Origin of the sequence: Falsiroseomonas stagni DSM 19981, from assembly GCF_900114315.1 — a bacterium.
Taxonomy (GTDB): Bacteria; Pseudomonadota; Alphaproteobacteria; order Acetobacterales; family Acetobacteraceae; genus Falsiroseomonas; species Falsiroseomonas stagni.
The window spans coordinates 366466-381196 of the sequence record NZ_FOSQ01000004.1 but is presented as its reverse complement, the minus strand read 5'-3'; the positions used below and the strand labels follow the sequence as shown (position 1 = coordinate 381196).

The window sequence follows — 14731 nt, the reverse complement described above, 5'->3', positions numbered from 1 at the left end:
AGCCCGCCGCCTGGTTCAGCCGGTACTTGACGCCGGGATTGCTGAGCTCGGCGATCCCCCGCAGCGCCGCCCACGCCGCCGTCTGCCGCAACGACAGCCCGCCCGGGCCGCGGGCGAGCGCGATCCGCAGCAAGCCGGCGCCATCCACCACCTCGCGCCGCCGCTGGATCGCCTTCGTCTCCAGCGCCAGCGCGTCGAGGTCGAGACCCGGCGGGAGACGCGCCAGCAACTCCGGAAACTGATCGTGCAGGGCAGGGGTCGGATCGGACATCCGCCCCCAGAATCAGATCCAACCGCGTCGGGGCAAGACCTATTTTAGCGCGTATGGGGCAGAGCCCCCTGAACCATCGTCAGTTATCCAGCCTGCTGTTCAAGCACGCGCGCCAGCGATGCGCTCATCGCCTCCGCCGCCGCGGGCAGGCGCCGGCCCCGCCGCGCCAGCAGCGCGATCCGCCCGCCATTCAGCAGCGGGTCCACCAGCGGAATCGCCTTTACCCGCCCCAGCGCCGCATGCAGCGCCAGCACCCGCGGCACCATCACCGCCACGCCCTTGCCATCCGCCACGAAGGCCGCCGCCACATGCGGCGAATTGGTCTCCAGCACAGGCCGGATCGCCGCCCGCGCCGCGCGGCACGCCGTGTCGAACAGCGCCCGCGACGAACCGAGGTAGGACGGCGCCACCAGCGGCAGGCCCGCCAGCTCCGCCAGCGTCAGCTTCTCCGCCCCCGCCAGCGCATGGTTCGGCGCCACCATCACCGCCAGCGGCTCCGCGGCGGAAGCCAGCACCTCGACCTCCGGATCGGCGGAGGGATTGAACGCGATGCCGAGGTGGCAGGTGCGGTCGCGCAGCGACGCCAGGATCGCCTCCGACCCCACCACCGCGATGTCCAGCGTCACCGCCGGATAGGCCGCGCGGAAGGATGCCAGCGCCGCCGAAAGGCCGGATGCCGCGAAACTCTCCACCAGCCGCACCACCACATGCCCGCGCCGGACTCCGCGCAGCGCATCGAGGTCCGCGCGCAGCCGCTCCGTCAGCTGCGTCGCCTCCCGCCCATGATGCAGCAGGATCTCGCCAGCCGGGGTCAGCGCCACGCCACGCGCGCCGCGTTCCAGCAGCTGGACGCCCAGTTCCTCCTCCAGCTGCTGGATGCGGCGGCTGATCGCGGATTGCGCCAGGCGCAGCCGCAGCGCGGCCTCGCGCATCGATCCCGCCTGGGCCACAGCCAGGAAGCAGCGCAAGCCCGGTGGCATCATTGTTGTCATCTCCCGCCCCGATGCCAACGAGGCATCACGCCGAGATAGATTTTCCTCTTGCGGCATCGGCGTCAACAGACTTGTATTCATCCTGTGTTCAATTTCGCAGGCAAGCCATGATCATCGAAGGCGTCCCCTTCCAGACGGTGGACTGGTCCGCCTGGCCGGAGACGCACCACAAGGGCGAAACCGGCCACGCCACCTGGCGCACGCTGGAGGTCGGCAACATCCGCGTCCGCATGGTGGAGTATTCGCCGGGCTACAAGGCGGACCATTGGTGTTCCCGCGGCCATGTCCTGCTGGTCATGAAAGGCCAGCTCACCACCGAACTCGCCGATGGCCGCGTCTTCGTCATGAAGGAAGGCGTGTCCTACCAGGTCGCCGAGAACGCCGAACCGCACCGCAGCCAGACGGAGACGGGCGCCACCCTGTTCATCGTGGATTGAGAGGAGAAGTCCGATGCGCTTCACGCGTCGCGCGGCACTTGCCGCCAGCATCACCGCCCTCGCATGTCCCGCGCTGGCGCAGTCGGATTTTCCCAACCGGCCCATCAGGGTCATCGTGCCCTCCGCCCCGGGCGGCAGCCTCGACATCCTGGCCCGCCTGATCGCGCGCCACCTCGGCGAACGCCTCGGCTGGCAGGTGCCGGTGGAGAACCGCAGCGGCGGTGGCGGGAACATCGGCTTCGACGCCGTCGCGAAGGCGCGGCCGGATGGCTACACGGTCCTCATCGCCTCCGAACCGCTGGCGGTGAATCCCAGCCTGTTCCGCACGCTGCCCTTCGACCCCATCCGCGACTTCCAGCCGCTGACCATGATCGCGACGCTGTCGCAGGTGCTGGTCGTCCATCCCTCCGTTCCCGCGCGCAACTTCGCCGAATTCGTGGCACTCGCCCGCTCCGGCGGACCGGAGATCAATATCGGCTCCGCCGGCACCGCCTCCCCCGGCCACATGGCGGTGGCGCAGCTGGTCCATGCCCGCGTGCCGCTGACCCATGTGCCCTATCGCGGCGGCGGCCCCGCCGTGCAGGACACCGTCGCCGGCAACATCCAGGGCGGCATCATGACGCTGCCCGCGGCACTGCCCTTCATGCAGTCGGGGCAGGTGAGGGCGCTGGCCGTCACCTCCTCCCGCCGCTCCCCCTTCGCCCCTGATGTGCCGGCGATGGCGGAGGCGCTGCCCGATGTGGTGGTGGATAGCTGGCAGGCCCTGCTGCTGCCCGCCGGCGTGCCGGCCGAGGTGCTGCGCCGCCTGCACACCGAAATCACCGCCGTCATCCGCCTGCCGGAGGTGGATGAATTCCTCAAGCGCCAGGCCTTCGAACCCGCGCCCGGCACGCCCGACGAACTCGGTGCCCTGATCCGCGCGGAGGTGCCGAAATGGCGCCGCGTTGTGCAGGAAACCGGCCTCCGCCTCGACTGACCTTACCCAGGAAACGGAACCGAGAATGCCGCGCACCCCGACCATCTTCAACGAAGCCCGCATGCGCGCCATGATGGACCGCAAGGGCCTCGACCTCGTCATCGTGCGGGGCGTGGAGAATTCCCGCTACATCAGCGAGTTCTTCCACAATGGCGGCAACCTCGGCTACCGCCCCTTCTGCGTCTTCTACTTCCGCGACCCCGCGAAGAAGCCCGCCTTCGTCGTCCCCGCCGTGGACCTCCATTTGGCGATGACGCTGACCTGGATCGAGGATGTCCGCGCCTACGCCATGGCGGAATTCTTCACCGACGTGGACACGCATTTCTACGATGACTTCGCCGGCGCCGCGCAAGCCATCCTGGCCGAGCGCGGCGTCAAGGGCATGAAGGTGGGGACGGAGGGCGACAACCTCACCAGCGGCTTCCGCACCCTGATGGACGGCATCCTGGCCGGCAACAGCGTGGAGGACATCTCCTTCGACATGGAGATGGTCCGCATGGTGAAGACGCCGGAGGAAATCCGCCGCCTGAAGCTGGCGACCGAGATCACGGTCAAGGCCCACGCCGCCTTCCGCGCCGCCATCCGCCCCGGCGCCACCGACAACGACCTGCACCGCGCCGCCTGCCTGACCATGCTGCAGGAAGGCGCCACCGCGGTGAACTTCATCAATGTGGGCGCCGGCCCCGCCAATTCCTTCGCCGCCCATGATCCCTTTCCCCGCGGCTACACGCTCCAGCACGGCGATTTCGTGAAGGTGGACATGGGCGCTCAGGTCCTCGGCTACTCCGCCGACTTCGTGCGCAGCTACTTCATCGGCACCGCCAGCCAGCGCCAGCAGGACATCTGGAAATGGCTGAACGAGGTGCAGCTCGAACTCTGCGCCTGGATCCGCCCCGGCGTGACGGGCGGCGAGATCTTCGACCGCGGCTACAAGCACATCAGCAAGTACCTGGAGAAATTCCCCCGCGAATTCCTCGGCCACGGCATCGGCCTGGGCAGCCACGAACAGCCGCGCATGAACGCCGTGAACCGCACGGTGGTGGAGCCCGACAGCGTGCTCTGCGTCGAATACAGCTACTACTGCGACGGCGTCCGCCACCACACGGAGGAGACGTTCCACGTCCATGCCACCGGCAACGACCACTGGACGAAGGATTGCCCGCGCGAGCTGATCGTGAAGGTCTGACGCGATGGCTGCGCTCGCGGGCATCACGGTCCTCGACCTCTCCACCCATCTGTCGGGCCCCTACTGCACCATGCTGCTCGGCGACCTCGGCGCCGATGTCATCAAGGTGGAGCGGCCGGGAGGGGACGAGGCGCGGACCATGCCCCCCTTCGTCGATGGCCGCTCCGCGCCCTTCGATGTCTGGAACCGCAACAAGCGCAGCATCGTGCTGGATGCGAAGAAGGAACCGGAAACCCTCCGCGCCCTGATCGCGCAGGCCGATATCCTGGTCGAGAACATGCGGCCCGGCACGCTGGACCGCATGGGATTGGGGTGGGAGGCGCTGCACGCCGCGCATCCGCGCCTGATCCTCGCCTCCATCTCCGGCTTCGGCCAGACCGGCCCCTGGGCCGGCCATGGCGGGTTCGATTTGATGACGCAGGGCATGGCGGGCCTCATGGCCGGCAATGGCCCGGCGGAGGGCGAGCCGCATCGCCTGCCCATCGCCATCAGCGACCTGACAGCGGGCATGCAATGCGCCATCGCCATCCTCGCCGCGCTGAACGCCCGCCATGCAACCGGGCAGGGGCAGCGGGTGGAAGCCAGCCTCTTCACCTCCGCCCTCTCGCTCGGTGTCTATGAGGCCGCGCATGTCCTGGCGCTGGGCACGCGCCCCGAACGCCTCGGCCAGGCGCATCGCGGCACCTCCCCCTACCGCGCCTTTCCGGCCGCCGATGGCTGGCTGACCGTCGGCGCCGCGCAGGCGAATTTCTGGCCCCGCTTCTGCGCCATCATCGGCGTGCCGGATCTGCCCGCCGATCCGCGCTTCGCGACCAATGCCGACCGTGTCGCCAACAACGTCGCGCTGGTCACGATCATCGCCGGCCGCATGGCGGAAAAGCCCCGCGACCACTGGCTGACGGCCTTCGCCGATGCCGGCATCCCCGCCGAGCCCGTCCTTTCCTACGACGAGGCGCTTGCCCATCCCCAGGCCGAGGCGATGCAGGTCCTGGCCAGCATCCCCGGCGCCGCTGCCGGCATCCGCGCCACCCTCGCCACGCCCTTCCACCTGTCTGCCACCCCGCCCTCGGTGCGCGCCGCCGCGCCGCGCCTCGACGAACACGGCGCCGCCATCCGCGCCGCTCTTCCGGCCCGCGCCGCCGCGGAATAGGCTTTCCCCCTCTGAAGGGGGATCGCGCCATGTCCGGCCGCAACGCCATGCTCGAAGACGCGCTGGTCGAGGCGCGGGACCATTACGCCGCCGCGCGCCCGGCCAGCGCGGCGCAGCACGCGGCCTCGCTTTCCGTCATGCCAGGCGGCAACACGCGGTCCGTCCTGTTCCACGGCCCCTTTCCCTTCACGGCGGAAAAGGGGGAGGGCTGCGTCCTGACCGACATCGACGGCCACCAGACCGTCAGCATGATCGGCGAATTCACCGCCGGCCTCTTCGGCCATTCCCACCCGGCCATCCGCGCCGCGGTGCTGCGCGCGCTGGATTCCGGCGTGAACCTGACGGCGCATAACCGCTTCGAGGGCCGCTTCGCCAAGCTGGTCTGCGACCGTTTCCCGTCGCTGGATCGTGTGCGCTTCACCAATTCAGGCACCGAGGCGAACCTCCTCGCGCTCGCCACTGCCACCATCGCGACGGGCCGCCGGACCATCCTCGGCTTCCAGGGCGGCTACCATGGCGGATTGATGACCTTCGGCGCCGCCACCAACCCCATCAACGTGCCGCACCGGACCGTCGTCACCCCCTACAACGATGTCGACGCCGCGGTGGCGACGGCCCGCGCCCATGCCGCCGACCTGGCCGCCATCATCCTGGAGCCGATGCTCGGCGGCGGCGGCTGCATCCCCGCCACGGGAGCCTTCCTACGCGCGCTGCGCGATGTCGCGACGGAAACCGGCGCCGTGCTGATCTTCGACGAGGTGATGACCAGCCGCCTGGCCCCCGGGGGCCTCCAGGAAGCCACGGGCGTCACGCCCGACATGACGACGCTCGGGAAGTATATCGGCGGCGGCATGTCCTTCGGCGCCTTCGGCGGGCGGGAGGATCTGATGGCGATCTTCGACCCGCGCCGCCCCGATGCCGTGCCCCATGCCGGCACTTTCAACAACAACACGCTGACCATGTCCGCCGGCATCGCCGCGCTGTCGGAGATCTACACCCCCGATGTCGCCGTCACGCACAATGCCAATGGCGATGCCCTGCGGGATGCGCTGAACGCGCTGGCCCGGAAGCACGGGGTCCCGATGCTGGTGACGGGCCGCGGCAGCATGATGGCCTTCCATTTCGGCCACGCCGTGCCGCGCAACGCGGCGGAGGCCGGCGCCATGAACCAGCCGCTGAAGGAATTGCTGTTCCTCGACCTGCTGGATCGCGGCTTCTACATCGCCCGCCGCGGCATGATCGCGCTCTCGCTGGCAGTCGGCGCGGCGGAGCGCGAAGGCTTCCTCGCCGCCATGGACGATTTTCTCGAAATCCGCGCCGACGTGATCCGCGCGGCCGTCTGACTCGAAAGACCCTCTCCCCCGGGCGGGGGAGAGGGTTGGGTGAGGGGGCGAACCCCTTCAGCCCGTAAACGAAGTACCGAACTTCCCGACATGCGAGAAATCGCCGATCGGCTTGCGCACGCGCGGCAGTCCTTCCTTCGCCGCGACATCCGGCGGCAGGATCTTCGCCGCATCGCCCGGCACGCCGAAGGCGATGGCGGAGACGGGGTCGTTATCCGCCGGCACGCCGAGTTCCACGCGCGCACGCTCCACGTCGAAGCCGCGCATCTGGCGGGAGGCGAGGCCCATGGAGGCCGCCTGCAGCACCATGTTCGCCGCCGCCTGGCCCACATCATACAGCGCGACCGCGTTCGGGTTGCCGTTGCCCGTGAAGACCTTGCGCGCCACCGTGATCACCAGCGCGCCCGCATCCTTCGCCCAGACCTGGTTGAAGGCGCCCAGCAGGCCGAGCAGCGTCGCGAAGGCTTCCGGATCCGCATCCCGCCGCGCCACCACGAAGTTCCAGGGCTGCTCATTGAAGCAGGAAGCCGCCCAGCGGCCCGCTTCCAGGATGGAGGCCAGTTGCTCCGCCGTCACCGGCGCATCGGTATAGGCGCGCGGGCTGTGGCGGCCCGCGATCAGCGGGTGGATGGGGTGGGCGGTCGGCGCGTTGCGGTCAGTCATGCGGGGAGGTCCTCTATTGCCGTTCCATGCGGGTCCGCTCGATCACCTCGGCCCAGCGTGCGATTTCCGCATGCACCGTGGCCTTGGTCTCGGCCGGTGTGCCGGGCTCCCGCGCTGCCAGGCCCAGCTCACCGAGCCTGGCCCGCAGCGTCGTGTCGGCATGCATGCCGCGCGCGACCTCGGTGATGCGCTCCACCACGCTGGGGGGCGTTCGGGCGGGAGCGCCGATCGCATACCACGTCTCGATATCGAAGTCAGGACGACCCAGCGCCTCCGCCACTGTCGGCACCTCCGGCAGCAGGGGGGACCGGGTGCGGGAGGTGATGGCCAGCGCGCGCACCTCGCCCCCGCGGAGCTGGCCGAGCACGGCGGAGGCCGTCTCGCTCACCACCTGCACCTCGTTGTTGCGCAGCGCCACGATGGCGGCGGGGGTGCCGCGATAGGGGATGTGCATCAGCCGGAAGTCGCCGGCTGCCTGGATGGCTTCCGCCACGAAATGCTGCGTGCTGCCGACGCCGACGGTCGCGACGTTGATCTGCTCCGGCCGCGCCTTCGCCCGCCGCACCAGGTCGGCCAGGTCTGCCGGGGCCTCCGGCCCCGTGCCCGCCAGCAGCACGAGGCCGATGGAGGCGACCATGGCGATGGGTTCGATATCGGCGCGCGGGTCATAGGGCAGGCGGCGGTACAGCGCGGCGGAGACGGCGAAGCCGTTGTTCAGCAGCATCAGCGTGTGGCCATCCGTCGCCCGCGCCAGTGCCTCCGCCGCCAGGGTTCCGCCCGCGCCGGACCGGTTCTCCACCACCACCGGCTGGCCGAAGGCCGCGGCCATGGAGGGGGCGATGAGCCGCGCCAGGATGTCCGTCGTGCCGCCGGCGGCGAAGCCCTGCAGGAAGCGCACCGGCCGGTCCGGCCAGCGAGGCTGCGCCAGGGCCGGGGCAGCGATCAGCCCGGCGCCGGCGGCCAGCAGCGCGCGGCGGGACAGGCTCGCGGAATGGGCCATGACGGAACCTCCTTGCCAATTGGCGTGCAATCGTTTGTTAAGCGTCCTCCTACGGCACGGACCAGGGCCGTCAAGGCCGAAACATCCCGTCCGCCCCACCACCGGAGCCTACCCCCGATGTCAGACGCGCTTCTCCTCCGCCGCCTCCAGGTCGCCGAACTCGTTCAGAACTGGGCCGTCTGGCGCGATGCCGGGGATTGGGACCGCTTCGCCACCTGCTGGCACAGCGATGGCCGCATGTTCGCCACCTGGTGCCAGGCCCCGGCCGCCCAGTTCATCGAGGCCTCGAAGGCCGGCTGGGCCCGCGGCGTGTCGATCCTGCATTTCCTCGGCGGCTGTTCCGTGGACCTGAACGGCCACCGCGCCATCGCCCAGACCAAGATGACCATCAGCCAGCGGGCGGAGGTCCATGGCGTGCTGGTGGATGTCGTCTGCACCGGCCGCTTCCACGACTTCATCGAGGAGCGGGCCACCCCGGAGGGCATGAAGTGGGGCATCGTCCTGCGCCAGCCGATCTATGAGAAGGACCGGATGGACCCGGTGGACCCGGCCGCGAAGCTGAGCCTGGACCCCGCGCTCCTGGCCCGATTCCCGGAGGGCTACCGCCACCTCGCCTATCTCCAGACCCAGATCGGCTATGAGGTGAAGACCGACATGCCGGGCCTGAAGGGGGATCGCGTCCAGGCCCTCTATGCCGCTGGCCGCCGCTGGCTGGCGGGCGAAGCCCCGGGTTGGGAGGAGTAAGCCATCGCCGATCTCAACACTCCGTAAGCCCTTCGCGTGTCACCCTCGCGTCATCCACCTGCCGGGGGGATGACACGAAGCCTTGGCAGAAGCGTTGCGGCACCGCCCTGGATTCGGGACGGGGCGGGGCAGGAAGCCCCGGGGTTGAGAAGGACGATTGGTATGACTGACAGGGACTTCCGGCGTGAGCGGTTGCTCGCTTCGGGCCTGTTGCGCGGCGCGACGATGGCGCAGGCGGCAGCGGAAACCGCGGTGCGGAAGCCGCTGCCGAAGGCGGAGCCCCGGCCTACGCTGCCGGCCGCAATTGGCGCGCCACCATCGGCAGGAAATGCGCCACGGGGGGCGTCTCCAGCCCCGTGACCTTCGCCTGCTCGTCGAAGCGCCGCAGCGTCACCGCGGCCCCGTGCTGCGGGTTGGCGCGGAAATCAGCGACCTCGGCCGGGGACATCGGACCGCCCTGGAGCGACAGGGACAGCACGCTGTCCGGCGACAGCTTGCTGAAATAGTCCGACTCCGTCGCGCAGAGGAACCGCTTGGCGGCGACATGCAGCCGCACGGGTTCCGCCACCTCCGGCCCGAAATGCCGCGCCAGCCAGGCGGCGCCCAGCTCCTCATGCCGGTCATCGATGCCCGCCTCGGCCGGATTGTCGCCGAGGTCATGGACCAGGTGGCCCACATCATGCAGCAGGGCCGCCACCACCAGCGGCTCCGCGCAGCCGAGCTGTTCCGCGAACATGGCGGCCTGCAAGGCGTGCTGCTTCTGGGTGATCGCGTGCAGGCCGTAATTGCCGTCCGCCCGATGCTCCAGCATCGTCTCGATCGCGGCCAGGCGGGGGTCCTGGGTCATGGGCGTCTCCTGCATCGGTCGCCCCATGATGCCGCGCCGCAGCATCGCGCGTAAATGACCCGCTTTCTGTTTGTAAACCGGCCGTGTAGCGTCCGCGGCCATGACGGGATCGATCCTTGAGGTGCGCGGGCTGGCGCGCCGCTTCGGCGGCGTGGTGGCCCTGGCCGGGCTGGACCTGACGGTCCGGCGCGGCACAGTGACGGCCCTGATCGGCCCGAACGGCGCCGGCAAATCCACCGCCTTCCAGTGCATCTCCGGCGTCATCCGCCCGGATTCCGGCACGGTGCGATTCGATGGCCGGGACATCACGGGCTGGCGGCCGGACCGCATCACCGGCGCCGGCCTGGTCCGCAGCTTCCAGATCGCCCGCGGCATCCCCCGCCTGACCGTGCTGGAGAATCTTCTTCTTTACGGCCAGGCGCAGCCCGGCGAATCGGTCCTGACCTCCTTCCTCGCCACCCCCGCCCAGAAGCGGCGGGAGGAGGCGTTGAAGGAGAAGGCCCGCGCCATCGCCGGCCGCCTGAACCTGGCCCGCGTGCTGGACAACCCGGCCGCCGCGCTCTCCGGCGGCCAGAAGAAGCTGATGGAGATCGGCCGCGCCCTTATGGCGGACCCGAAGCTGCTGATCCTCGATGAACCCGTGGCCGGCGTGAACCCGACCCTGTCGGCCGAGATCGCGACCCATATCGCGCATCTCAGGGATGAGGGCATGACGGTCCTGATCGTCGAGCATCACATGGATTTCGTGGCCAGCCTCTGCGACCCCGTGATCGTCATGGCGGAGGGCCGCCCCCTGATGGAAGGCAGCTTCGACCAGGTGGCCAACGACCCCCGCGTGCAGGAAGCCTATATGGGCCGCCGGGCGGTGCACGCGTGACAGCGCTCCTGGAAGCCGAGGGCGTCGTCGGCGGCTATGGCGCGGCGGATGAGATCCTGAAGGGCATCACCGTCACCCTGGCCGCGCACCGCATGGCCGCCATCGTCGGCCCGAACGGTGCGGGGAAATCCACCTTCCTCAAGGCCATCGCCGGCCTCGTTAAGCTCAAGGCCGGGCAGGTCCGCCTGGCGGGGGAGGTCCTGACCGGCCTCCCGCCGCGTGGCATCGCGGCGCGCGGCATCGCCTTCGTCCCCCAGGAATCCAACGTCTTCGGCAGCCTCTCCGTGCGGGAGAATCTGGAGATGGGCGGCTACCTGGAGCCCCGCGCGACGGTCGCACGCCGGGTGGAGGGCCTCTTCACCCGCTTCCCCATCCTGGCGGAAAAGCGCCGCCGTGCCGCGCGGACGCTGTCCGGCGGCCAGCGCCAGATCCTGGCCATGGGCATGGCGCTGATGGTGGAGCCGAAGCTGCTGCTGCTGGACGAGCCCTCGGCAGGGCTTTCGCCGAAGGCGGCGGAATCCCTCTTCGACGGCATCGCCGCCATCCACCAGGAAGGCACCGCCATCCTGATGGTGGAGCAGAACGCGCTGGAAGCTCTCGCCATCGCGGAGGAAGGCATCGTCCTCGTCGATGGCCGCGTCGCCCGCACGGGCGAAGCCGCGGCCTTGGCGGCGGACCCGGAAGTGCGCCGCCTGTTCCTGGGCGGCTGAACCAATCCAACGAACCAACAGGGGAAAGACTGGGATGACCACCTTCAGCCTCAATCGCCGCGCGGCGCTCCTCGGCACCGCCGGTGCGCTCTCCTCCTTCGCCATCGGCGGCAAGCTGGCCGCGCAAGGCGCGCCCATCACCTTCGGCGTGCTGCCGCCGCTGACCGGCGCGGGCGGGCCCTACGGCCCCGCCATGCTGCGCGCCGTGCAGGGCGTGGTGGAGGAAGCGAACGCCGCCGGCGGCATCCGTGGCCGCCAGATCCGCGTTGTCGCCGAAGACGACCAGACCAACCCGGATGCCGCCGTCCGCGGCGCCCGCAAGCTGATCGATGTGGACCGCGCCGCCTGCATCATCGGCACCTGGGCCAGCGCCAGCACCACCGCGGTCGCGCCGCTGTGCTGGGAGAACCGGGTCAGCCTCTTCACCGTCTCCGGCGCCGACAGCATCACCCTGCTGCCGCACCAGGGCTACATCTTCCGCACCCAGCCCAATAGCCGCCTGCAGATCAGCACGGCCTGCGACTATTTGATGGCCAAGGGCGCCCGCCGCGTCTTCCACCTGGCCGCGCAATCCCCCTTCGCGGCGTCCAGCCAGGAAGTGATGGTCGAGAAGTTCCGCGCCGGCGGCGGCGCCGTCTCCGGCTACATCGTCTATGAGCGTGACAAGACCGCCTTCCGCTCCGAGGTGGATCAGATCATGCGCAGCCGTTCCGACACCGTCATGCTGAACGGCTACCTGCCCGACGTGACGATCCTGCTGCGCGAGCTGTTCCGCGCGGGCTTCGAGGGCCGCCGCTTCACCTTCGCCTATGCCGCCAACGCCACCACCTTCCAGTCGCTGCCGAATGAGGTGACGAACGGCCTCATCACCTTCCAGCCGAGCCCGGACCTCGACAGCGGCGCCTTCAATCGCCTGAAGAACCGCTTCGGCAATGTGGAGGTCGATCCCTACTCCGCGCAGACGAACGACCACGCGACGCTCGCGATCCTCGCCGCCGCCCAGGCGGGTGAGGCGACGGGCACCGCCATCCGCGACAATGTCCGCAAGATCAGCCAGGGCGATGGCGAGAAGGTCGACAACGTGACGGACGGCCTCCGCCTGATCGCCGCCGGCCGCGCCGTGAATTTCGAGGGCGCTTCCGGCCCCGTCTCCTTCGACGATCGCGGCGACATCCAGGGCACGAAGTTCCGCTACGAGGTCGCGGAGAACGGGCGCTTCCGGCTGCTCGAACTGGTCTGATGGAGGATTGGCGCGACCTCGCCCAGGTCCTTCTGAATGGCGTGATGGCGGGCAGCGTGTTGATGCTGCCCGCCATCGGGTTCAACTGCATCTTCGCGGTGCTGCGCTACCCCAACTTCGCGGTGGCGGGCTTCTGCACCTTCGGCGCCTTCGCGGGCTGGGTCGCGAATGTGCAGTTCGGCGTGCCCGTGATCGCCGCGCTGCCCATCGCCTTCCTGGCGGCGGCGGCTGTCGGGCTGCTGTCGGAGGAAGTGGCCCTGAAGCCGCTCCGCCCCTCCGGCCCGCTGACGGTCGCCATCGCCTCCGTCGCCATCACCATCCTGCTGGAGAACATCATCCGCTTCTTCTTCGGCAATGACCTGAAGGGCTATGACCTCGCAATCCTGCGGGACTGGCGCTTCGACGGCATCCGCGTGAACCCGCAGCAATTGCAGAACACGGGCTATGCCATCGTCGCCGCCGGCAGCCTGTTCGCGCTGCTCGCCTTCACGCGCCTCGGCCGCGCCATGCGCGCGGTGGCGGACAATCCCGTGCTGGCGGACATCAAGGGCGTCGATCCCAACCGCATCGCCCGCATCGCCGTCTTCATCGGCGCGGGGCTTGCGGGGGTCGGCGGCATGCTGATCGGCATCGACACCTCGATCGACCCGCTGACCGGTTTTCGGGTCGTGCTCTCCGTCTTCGCCGCCGCGGTGGTTGGCGGATTGGGATCGATCCCCGGCGCGGCGCTGGGTGCCATGGTCGTGGGCGTGGGCGAGGAGTTGGCCGGCGTGATCCTGGAACCGGCCTACCGCACCGTCACCGCCTTCCTTGCCATCCTGCTGGTGCTGACCTTCCGGCCGCAGGGGCTTCTCGGGGGGCGCAACTGATGGAAGCCTACCTCGTCGCCATGCTGGTCTTCGCCGGCTTCTATGCGCTGATGGCGCTGGGGCTGAACGTGATCTGGGGCCTGACCGGCATGGTCAATCTCGGCCTCGTCGGGTTCTTCGGGCTTGGCGCCTATGCCTCCGCCCTGCTGACCACCAAGGCCGGGCTGCCCATGCCGCTGGGCTGGCTGTCCGGCGCCACCATCGCCGCCATCGCCGGCGGCATCATGGCGTTGATCGTCGCGCGGCTGCGGGGCGACTACCTCGCCATCGTGACGCTCGGCTTCGCGGAGGTCATCCGCCTGGTCGCCTCCAACGAGATCTGGCTGACCAACGGCACGGATGGCATCAGCGGCATCCCCGGCCCCTGGCGCGGCTACGTCTCCCCGCAGCAATTCAACCTGATCTTCCTCGGCATCGTCTGGACCGCCGTCGCGGTCGGCTTCTACTTCCTCTCCCGCGCCTCCCATTCCCCCTTCGGCCGCGTGCTGCGCGCGATCCGGGAGGATGAGGATATCGCCGCCGTCGCCGGCAAGCCGGTGCTCTGGTTCAAGGTCCGCGCCTTCGTCACCGGCGCGGCGGTGCTCGGCGCGGCCGGCGCGCTCTATGCCCACTACAACGCCTTCATCGCGCCGGAGAGCTTCGCGCCGCTGCTGACGATCTACATCGTGCTGGCGCTGACCGCAGGCGGCGTCGGTTCCATGCGCGGCGCCATCGTGGGCGCCATCTTCCTCATCACCCTCATCGAGGGTACGCGCTTCATCGCGGCCGAGATCCCGGGCGTGACGCCCGTGCAGAAGGCCGCCTTGCGGGAAGGCGCCATCGCGCTGACCCTGATCCTGCTGCTGCGCTTCCGGCCGCAGGGACTGATCCCCGAGAAAACGAGAACCAAGGCATGACCGACGCCACCCCCACCGCCATGGGCGCCCTCGCTTCCGTCGTCGCCGCGACAGCGGCCCCCGGCCAGCCCCAGGCGCTGTTCGCGGCGCTGGACCAGGCGATGGGTGCCACCATCGGCCACAAGCTCTTCACCATCCTGGTCATCCATCCCGGCGCGAAGGAGAGCCAGCGCTACTACTCCAACATGCCGGATTCCTACCCCATCGGTGGCCGCAAGCCGATCAACCCGACGCATTGGTTCAACACGGTGCTGGGGGAGGGCGTGCCCTATATCGGCTACAACTACGCCGACATCAGCGATGTCTTCTACGACCACGAACTCATCCGCAGCCTGGGCTGCGAGAGCGTGCTGAACGTGCCCGTCCGCTGGAACGGCACCAGCATCGGCACCATCAACCTGCTGCATGAACGCGGCTGGTACGGCCGTGGCCAGGTGGCACTGGCGCAGCATTTCGCCGCACTCGCCGTGCCGGGCGTGCTGAAGGTTATTGCGGAAGGCTGAGACGATTGGCGGGGGGGGAAACGCCCC

Annotated in this window: 16 protein-coding genes and 1 pseudogene; 12 read left to right on the top strand and 5 right to left on the bottom strand. The window is 69.5% G+C overall.

Going from position 1 to position 14731, the window contains the following annotated elements; translation table 11 throughout:
• Both BM041_RS14185 and BM041_RS14180 read right to left on the bottom strand, forming a co-directional pair.
• Positions 1–271, bottom strand: a pseudogene (locus BM041_RS14185) (IS4 family transposase); the annotation flags it as partial.
• An 83-nt stretch (positions 272–354) separates the two neighbouring features.
• On the bottom strand, positions 355–1254 hold the full coding sequence (locus BM041_RS14180; protein ID WP_175533925.1) for a LysR family transcriptional regulator: 900 nt from the start codon (positions 1252–1254) through the stop codon (positions 355–357).
• 116 nt (positions 1255–1370) lie between these two features.
• On the opposite strand from BM041_RS14180, the gene BM041_RS14175 reads away from it, so the two are divergent.
• Genes BM041_RS14175 through BM041_RS14155 form a run of 5 tightly spaced genes read left to right on the top strand, consistent with a single transcriptional unit; the run spans position 1371 to position 6355 of the window.
• Complete coding sequence (locus tag BM041_RS14175; RefSeq protein WP_092960501.1) at positions 1371–1700, top strand: DHCW motif cupin fold protein; 330 nt, start codon at positions 1371–1373, stop codon at positions 1698–1700.
• Between the two features lie 13 nt (positions 1701–1713).
• A complete protein-coding gene (locus BM041_RS14170; RefSeq protein ID WP_092960499.1) occupies positions 1714–2676 on the top strand; it encodes a Bug family tripartite tricarboxylate transporter substrate binding protein in 963 nt (320 codons plus the stop codon).
• A 25-nt stretch (positions 2677–2701) separates the two neighbouring features.
• On the top strand, positions 2702–3862 hold the full coding sequence (locus BM041_RS14165; protein ID WP_092960497.1) for a M24 family metallopeptidase: 1161 nt from the start codon (positions 2702–2704) through the stop codon (positions 3860–3862).
• Between the two features lie 4 nt (positions 3863–3866).
• The gene (locus tag BM041_RS14160) at positions 3867–5012 is read left to right on the top strand and encodes a CaiB/BaiF CoA transferase family protein (protein WP_092960495.1); all 1146 of its coding nucleotides are present in this window, start codon (positions 3867–3869) and stop codon (positions 5010–5012) included.
• Between the two features lie 29 nt (positions 5013–5041).
• Positions 5042–6355 (top strand): aspartate aminotransferase family protein, encoded by a 1314-nt coding sequence (locus BM041_RS14155; protein WP_092960493.1) that lies wholly within the window; start codon positions 5042–5044, stop codon positions 6353–6355.
• Between the two features lie 57 nt (positions 6356–6412).
• Here the strand turns inward: BM041_RS14155 and BM041_RS14150 are convergent, their stop codons facing one another.
• Positions 6413–7018 (bottom strand): nitroreductase family protein, encoded by a 606-nt coding sequence (locus BM041_RS14150; protein WP_092960491.1) that lies wholly within the window; start codon positions 7016–7018, stop codon positions 6413–6415.
• A 13-nt stretch (positions 7019–7031) separates the two neighbouring features.
• Complete coding sequence (locus tag BM041_RS14145; protein WP_092960489.1) at positions 7032–8018, bottom strand: tripartite tricarboxylate transporter substrate-binding protein; 987 nt, start codon at positions 8016–8018, stop codon at positions 7032–7034.
• 117 nt (positions 8019–8135) lie between these two features.
• On the opposite strand from BM041_RS14145, the gene BM041_RS14140 reads away from it, so the two are divergent.
• Positions 8136–8762, top strand: coding sequence for a nuclear transport factor 2 family protein (locus tag BM041_RS14140; protein ID WP_092960487.1), 627 nt, complete (start codon positions 8136–8138; stop codon positions 8760–8762).
• A 286-nt stretch (positions 8763–9048) separates the two neighbouring features.
• On the opposite strand, the gene BM041_RS14135 is transcribed toward BM041_RS14140, so the two are convergent.
• On the bottom strand, positions 9049–9609 hold the full coding sequence (locus BM041_RS14135) for an HD domain-containing protein (RefSeq protein ID WP_092960548.1): 561 nt from the start codon (positions 9607–9609) through the stop codon (positions 9049–9051).
• 100 nt (positions 9610–9709) lie between these two features.
• Here BM041_RS14135 and BM041_RS14130 point away from each other — a divergent pair, with 100 nt between their 5' ends.
• The 6 genes from BM041_RS14130 to BM041_RS14105 are packed head-to-tail and all read left to right on the top strand — an operon-like array spanning position 9710 to position 14704.
• Positions 9710–10486: an ABC transporter ATP-binding protein gene (locus BM041_RS14130; protein WP_092960485.1), complete on the top strand. Its 777-nt coding sequence runs from the start codon at positions 9710–9712 to the stop codon at positions 10484–10486.
• The gene (locus BM041_RS14125; protein WP_092960483.1) at positions 10483–11196 is read left to right on the top strand and encodes an ABC transporter ATP-binding protein; all 714 of its coding nucleotides are present in this window, start codon (positions 10483–10485) and stop codon (positions 11194–11196) included. The genes BM041_RS14130 and BM041_RS14125 overlap by 4 nt, the downstream gene beginning before the upstream one ends.
• A 34-nt stretch (positions 11197–11230) precedes the next feature.
• Entirely contained in the window at positions 11231–12436 is a 1206-nt protein-coding gene (locus BM041_RS14120; RefSeq protein WP_092960481.1) for an ABC transporter substrate-binding protein, read from the top strand.
• A complete protein-coding gene (locus tag BM041_RS14115) occupies positions 12436–13305 on the top strand; it encodes a branched-chain amino acid ABC transporter permease (protein ID WP_092960479.1) in 870 nt (289 codons plus the stop codon). The genes BM041_RS14120 and BM041_RS14115 overlap by 1 nt, the downstream gene beginning before the upstream one ends.
• Positions 13305–14201 (top strand): branched-chain amino acid ABC transporter permease, encoded by an 897-nt coding sequence (locus tag BM041_RS14110; RefSeq protein ID WP_092960477.1) that lies wholly within the window; start codon positions 13305–13307, stop codon positions 14199–14201. Before BM041_RS14115 ends, BM041_RS14110 begins: the two co-directional genes overlap by 1 nt.
• A complete protein-coding gene (locus BM041_RS14105) occupies positions 14198–14704 on the top strand; it encodes a GAF domain-containing protein (protein WP_217648716.1) in 507 nt (168 codons plus the stop codon). Before BM041_RS14110 ends, BM041_RS14105 begins: the two co-directional genes overlap by 4 nt.
• The last annotated feature ends 27 nt before the right edge of the window (positions 14705–14731 follow it).

Bases quoted from the DNA above. Each gene is read 5' to 3' on its own strand.
- BM041_RS14180 (WP_175533925.1), bottom strand. From the start codon at position 1,254: ATGATGCCACCGGGCTTGCGCTGCTTCCTGGCTGTGGCCCAGGCGGGA.
- BM041_RS14175 (WP_092960501.1), top strand. From the start codon at position 1,371: ATGATCATCGAAGGCGTCCCCTTCCAGACGGTGGACTGGTCCGCCTGG.
- BM041_RS14170 (WP_092960499.1), top strand. From the start codon at position 1,714: ATGCGCTTCACGCGTCGCGCGGCACTTGCCGCCAGCATCACCGCCCTC.
- BM041_RS14165 (WP_092960497.1), top strand. From the start codon at position 2,702: ATGCCGCGCACCCCGACCATCTTCAACGAAGCCCGCATGCGCGCCATG.
- BM041_RS14160 (WP_092960495.1), top strand. From the start codon at position 3,867: ATGGCTGCGCTCGCGGGCATCACGGTCCTCGACCTCTCCACCCATCTG.
- BM041_RS14155 (WP_092960493.1), top strand. From the start codon at position 5,042: ATGTCCGGCCGCAACGCCATGCTCGAAGACGCGCTGGTCGAGGCGCGG.
- BM041_RS14150 (WP_092960491.1), bottom strand. From the start codon at position 7,018: ATGACTGACCGCAACGCGCCGACCGCCCACCCCATCCACCCGCTGATC.
- BM041_RS14145 (WP_092960489.1), bottom strand. From the start codon at position 8,018: ATGGCCCATTCCGCGAGCCTGTCCCGCCGCGCGCTGCTGGCCGCCGGC.
- BM041_RS14140 (WP_092960487.1), top strand. From the start codon at position 8,136: ATGTCAGACGCGCTTCTCCTCCGCCGCCTCCAGGTCGCCGAACTCGTT.
- BM041_RS14135 (WP_092960548.1), bottom strand. From the start codon at position 9,609: ATGACCCAGGACCCCCGCCTGGCCGCGATCGAGACGATGCTGGAGCAT.
- BM041_RS14130 (WP_092960485.1), top strand. From the start codon at position 9,710: ATGACGGGATCGATCCTTGAGGTGCGCGGGCTGGCGCGCCGCTTCGGC.
- BM041_RS14120 (WP_092960481.1), top strand. From the start codon at position 11,231: ATGACCACCTTCAGCCTCAATCGCCGCGCGGCGCTCCTCGGCACCGCC.
- BM041_RS14115 (WP_092960479.1), top strand. From the start codon at position 12,436: ATGGAGGATTGGCGCGACCTCGCCCAGGTCCTTCTGAATGGCGTGATG.
- BM041_RS14110 (WP_092960477.1), top strand. From the start codon at position 13,305: ATGGAAGCCTACCTCGTCGCCATGCTGGTCTTCGCCGGCTTCTATGCG.
- BM041_RS14105 (WP_217648716.1), top strand. From the start codon at position 14,198: ATGACCGACGCCACCCCCACCGCCATGGGCGCCCTCGCTTCCGTCGTC.